At 64.1% G+C, this 4,282-nt stretch carries 2 protein-coding genes and 1 pseudogene; 1 reads left to right on the forward strand and 2 read right to left on the reverse strand.

The window, feature by feature from the left end; translation table 11 throughout:
• Together WCB02_RS26445 and WCB02_RS26450 are read right to left on the reverse strand one after the other, a co-directional pair.
• Positions 1-239, reverse strand: a pseudogene (locus WCB02_RS26445) (hypothetical protein); the annotation flags it as partial.
• Between the two features lie 180 nt (positions 240-419).
• A complete protein-coding gene (locus WCB02_RS26450; RefSeq protein WP_423962711.1) occupies positions 420-2,789 on the reverse strand; it encodes a phosphoketolase family protein in 2,370 nt (789 codons plus the stop codon).
• A 206-nt stretch (positions 2,790-2,995) separates the two neighbouring features.
• On the opposite strand from WCB02_RS26450, the gene WCB02_RS26455 reads away from it, so the two are divergent.
• The gene (locus tag WCB02_RS26455) at positions 2,996-4,159 is read left to right on the forward strand and encodes a PA0069 family radical SAM protein (protein ID WP_423962712.1); all 1,164 of its coding nucleotides are present in this window, start codon (positions 2,996-2,998) and stop codon (positions 4,157-4,159) included.
• Positions 4,160-4,282 lie beyond the last annotated feature (123 nt).

The following is a 4,282-nucleotide window of genomic DNA, read 5'->3' on the forward strand; positions in this document are numbered from 1 at the left end:
ACCGAAAGGTCGGTCCCGGCACGGTCCGGCTGCCGCGCATGCTGTGCGACGGCCTGCAGCGCGCTCATCCGTACCTTGATGCGATCATTGGCCGCAAGGCCCTCCGCCACCAGCGACGGCAGCAGGATGTCGGCCTGTCCGAGCTCTCTGATGATTTGCGATTTCATGGCACGCCCGCCGAGGAAGCTTCTGGGCTGCTTATGGCGCGTGCCCGCGATGGCTGCCTTGCGCCAGATCATTCATGAAGCTGTCATATTCAGATTTCGTCTTCGGGTTTCGACCGAAGGACTTTCGCGGTCGCGCCCAACGACCTTGAGGCGGCTTGACCGCATCGCTCCGTCATTCCGGGCTCGCTCGCTTCGCGAGCGCCCCGGAATGACGACCGGAAGGATTGGCGCGTATCGACCCTTCACGCGCGGCTAGCCGCCATCCTTGCCGTACGGCCAGGTCCAGTTGCGGATCTGGGGCATGTCTTCGCCATGCGCGCGGACATAATGCGAATGCTCGATCAGGGCGTCGCGATATTGCTGCTTGATATGGGCGGCGGCCACGCCGAGCCCGGGGACGCGCTCGATCGCCTCGATCGCGAGATGGAAGCGGTCGAGCTCGTTCAGCACCACCATGTCGAACGGGGTCGTGGTGGTTCCCTCTTCGGCGAAGCCGCGGACATGCATGCCGCCGTGATTGGTGCGGCTGTAGGTCAGGCGATGGATCAGATGGGGATAGCCGTGATAGGCGAAGATCACCGGCCGGTCGCAGGTGAAGATGCTGTCGAAATCGCGATCGCTGAGGCCGTGCGGATGGTCGTCCTTCGGCTGCAGCGTCATCAGGTCGACCACGTTGACGACGCGGATCTTCAGGTCGGGAAATGCCTGGCGCAACAGGTCGACGGCGGCCAGCGTCTCCAGGGTCGGCACGTCGCCGGCGCAGGCCATCACCACGTCGGGCTCGGCGTCGTCGATCTCGGTGCCGGCCCAGCGCCAGATGCCGATGCCGGCGTCGCAATGGGTGGCGGCCTGGCGCATGCCCAGCCATTGCGGCGCCGGCTGCTTGCCGGCGACGATCACGTTGATGCGGTCATAGGTGCGCAGACAATGGTCGGCGATCCAGAGCAGGGTGTTGGCGTCGGGCGGAAAGTAGATGCGGACGATGTCGGCCTTCTTGTTGGCGACGAGATCGACGAAGCCCGGGTCCTGGTGGCTGAAGCCGTTATGATCCTGGCGCCAGACATGCGAGGTCAACAGATAATTCAGCGAGGCGATCGGCCGCCGCCAGGGCAGCGCGCGCGACACTTTCAGCCACTTGGCGTGCTGGTTGAACATGGAATCGACGATGTGGATGAAGGCCTCATAGCAGGAGAAGAAGCCGTGCCGTCCGGTCAAGAGATAGCCTTCGAGCCAGCCCTGGCAGAGATGCTCGCTCAACACCTCCATCACCCGTCCGTCCTGGGCGAGATGCACATCGTAGGGCTCGATGTCCTCCATCCAGACCCGCTCGGTCGCGTCGAACACCGCGTCGAGGCGATTTGACGAGGTCTCGTCCGGCCCCACGATGCGGAAATTCCGCGCTTCTGCATTCAGTCCCACGATGTCGCGCAGGAATTTGCCGAGCTCGCGCGTGGCCTCGGCCTCGGTGGCGCCGGGGCGCGGGACATCGACCGCATAGCTCTTGTAGTCCGGCAGCTTGAGCTCGCGCTTGAGCAGGCCGCCATTGGCGTGCGGGTTGGCGCCCATCCGGCGATCGCCGCGCGGAGCCAGCGCCTGCAGTTCCGGCACCAGTCGGCCGGACGTGTCGAACAGTTTGTCGGGCTCGTAGCTGCGCATCCAGGCTTCGAGCAGTTTCAGATGCTCGGGGTTGCCGCGCGGATCGGCGATCGGCACCTGATGGGCGCGCCAGAAGCCCTCGACCTTCAACCCGTCGACTTCCTTCGGGCCGGTCCAGCCCTTCGGCGTCCGCAGCACGATCATCGGCCATTTCGGCCGCTCGCAGCGGGCGCGGCCGTCGCGCGCGTCCTGCTGAACGGCATGAATCATCTTAAGCGCGGTTTGCAGCGTCTCCGCCATCTTGGGATGCATGAGCTTGGGATCGTCGCCTTCCACGAACAGCGGCTCATGGCCGTAGCCCAGGAACAGATGGCGGATTTCGTCGTCGTTCATGCGGCCGAGCACGGTCGGATTGGCGATCTTGTAGCCGTTGAGGTGCAGGATCGGCAGCACCGCGCCATCATGCGCCGGATTGAGGAACTTGTTGGAGTGCCAGGATGCCGCCAGTGGACCGGTCTCCGCCTCGCCGTCGCCGACCACGCAGGCGACGATCAGATCGGGATTGTCGAACGCCGCGCCATAGGCATGCACCAGCGCATAGCCGAGCTCGCCGCCTTCGTGGATCGATCCCGGCGTTTCCGGCGCCGCGTGGCTCGGAATGCCGCCGGGAAAGGAGAATTGCCGGAACAGTTTGCGCAGGCCGTCGGTATCGCGGGCAATATCGGGATAGATCTCGCTGTAGGTCCCTTCGAGATAGGTGTTGGCGACCATGCCCGGGCCGCCATGACCGGGGCCGCAGATATAGATGACGTTGAGATCCGATGCCCGGATCGCCCGATTGAGATGGGCATAGAGAAAGTTCAGCCCGGGCGTCGTTCCCCAGTGCCCGAGCAGGCGCGGCTTGATATGGCCGGGCTGCAAAGGTTCCTTGAGCAGGGGGTTGTCGAGCAGATAGATCTGGCCCACCGAGAGATAGTTCGCGGCGCGCCAGTAGCGGTCGAGAAGATCGAGCTCGTCGGGGGTCATAGGCTTTTCGTTTGCGCTGGCGCTCTGCATGCTGACCTCTTGCTGGAATCACGCGGGATGATGGGAAACGGCGCGATCCGTTCCAGTATCCATCAGCGGTGAAACGAGATTGTGATGTGCAGCCGGGCGGCATCATATCCGCCGAAAAAGCGGACGGCATCGCGGATTGTTCTTGATTTGTTCCCGGGGTGTGTTAGTGTTTGGCCATGAGCCGAGCATCATCCAATGCCCTCAAGCACCCGCCGGTCAAGGCGCCCTCCGAGCCGGCGGGTGCGCCCGCTGATTTTCCCGAGCTTGCGGTCCCAGTCCAACGCGACAAGCGCCGGGGGCGTGGCGCGCAATCCAATGCCAGCGGCCGCTTCGAGGCCGAGGCCCGCATCGCCTTCGATGACGGCTGGCGGAGCCTCGATGATCTGCCGCCGTTCAAGACCACGGTTGCGCTCGACACCGCGCGAAAAGTGATCACCCGCAACGACTCGCCCGATATCGGTTTCGACCGTTCGATCAACCCCTATCGAGGCTGCGAGCATGGCTGCGTCTATTGCTTCGCGCGGCCGACCCATGCCTTTCTTGGCCTGTCGCCGGGACTTGATTTCGAATCGAAGCTGTTTGCCAAACCCGACGCGCCACAGCTTTTGGAAAAGGAGCTTGCGGCTGCCGATTACGAACCACGCATGATTGCGATCGGAACCAACACCGATCCGTATCAGCCGATCGAGCGCGAACGGAAGATCATGCGCGGCATTCTCGAAGTGCTGGAGCGCGCCGGCCACCCGGTCGGCATCGTCACCAAGTCGGCGCTGGTGGCGCGCGACGCGGATATCCTGGCGCGAATGGCGAAGCGCAATCTCGCCAAGGTCGCGATTTCAGTGACGACGCTGGATCCGAAACTCGCGCGCACCATGGAGCCGCGCGCGGCGGCGCCGGAACGCCGGCTCGAGGCGTTGCGCATTCTGTCGCAAGCCGGGATTCCGACCACGGTGATGGTGGCGCCGGTGATTCCGGCGCTGAACGATGCTGAGATCGAGCGCATCCTCGACGCGGCCGCGCATGCCGGCGTCAAGGAAGCCGCCTATGTGATGCTGCGGCTGCCGCTGGAGGTGCGCGATCTGTTCCGCGAATGGCTGATGGCGAATTATCCCGATCGCTACCGCCATGTCTTCACCCTGATCCGCGACATGCGCGGCGGCCGCGACTACGATTCGCAATGGGGAACGCGGATGAAGGGCACCGGGCCGATGGCCTGGATGATCGGACGACGGTTCGAGATCGCCTGCGAGAAACTCGGCCTCAACAAGCGCCGCTCGAAGCTGACCACCGAACATTTTGCCCGGCCCAAGCGGAGCGGGGAGCAACTCAGCCTGTTCTAAGGCCCTCCGTGAATAGCGGGAATTGTGCGCAGTTCCCGGTTGCGCAACGCCACGCGCTTGCGCAAGCATCCCGGCATGATTCGGGACAAACCAGGTCAGGCTCCGGCCAGGCCTACTGGCAAG

The sequence above is a fragment of the Bradyrhizobium sp. genome (genome assembly GCF_049581145.1).
Lineage (GTDB): Bacteria > Pseudomonadota > Alphaproteobacteria > Rhizobiales > Xanthobacteraceae > Bradyrhizobium.

Excerpts from the sequence above, each read along its gene's own strand:
- WCB02_RS26450 (WP_423962711.1), bottom strand. The coding sequence starts at position 2,789 with ATGACCCCCGACGAGCTCGATCTTCTCGACCGCTACTGGCGCGCCGCG.
- WCB02_RS26455 (WP_423962712.1), top strand. The coding sequence starts at position 2,996 with ATGAGCCGAGCATCATCCAATGCCCTCAAGCACCCGCCGGTCAAGGCG.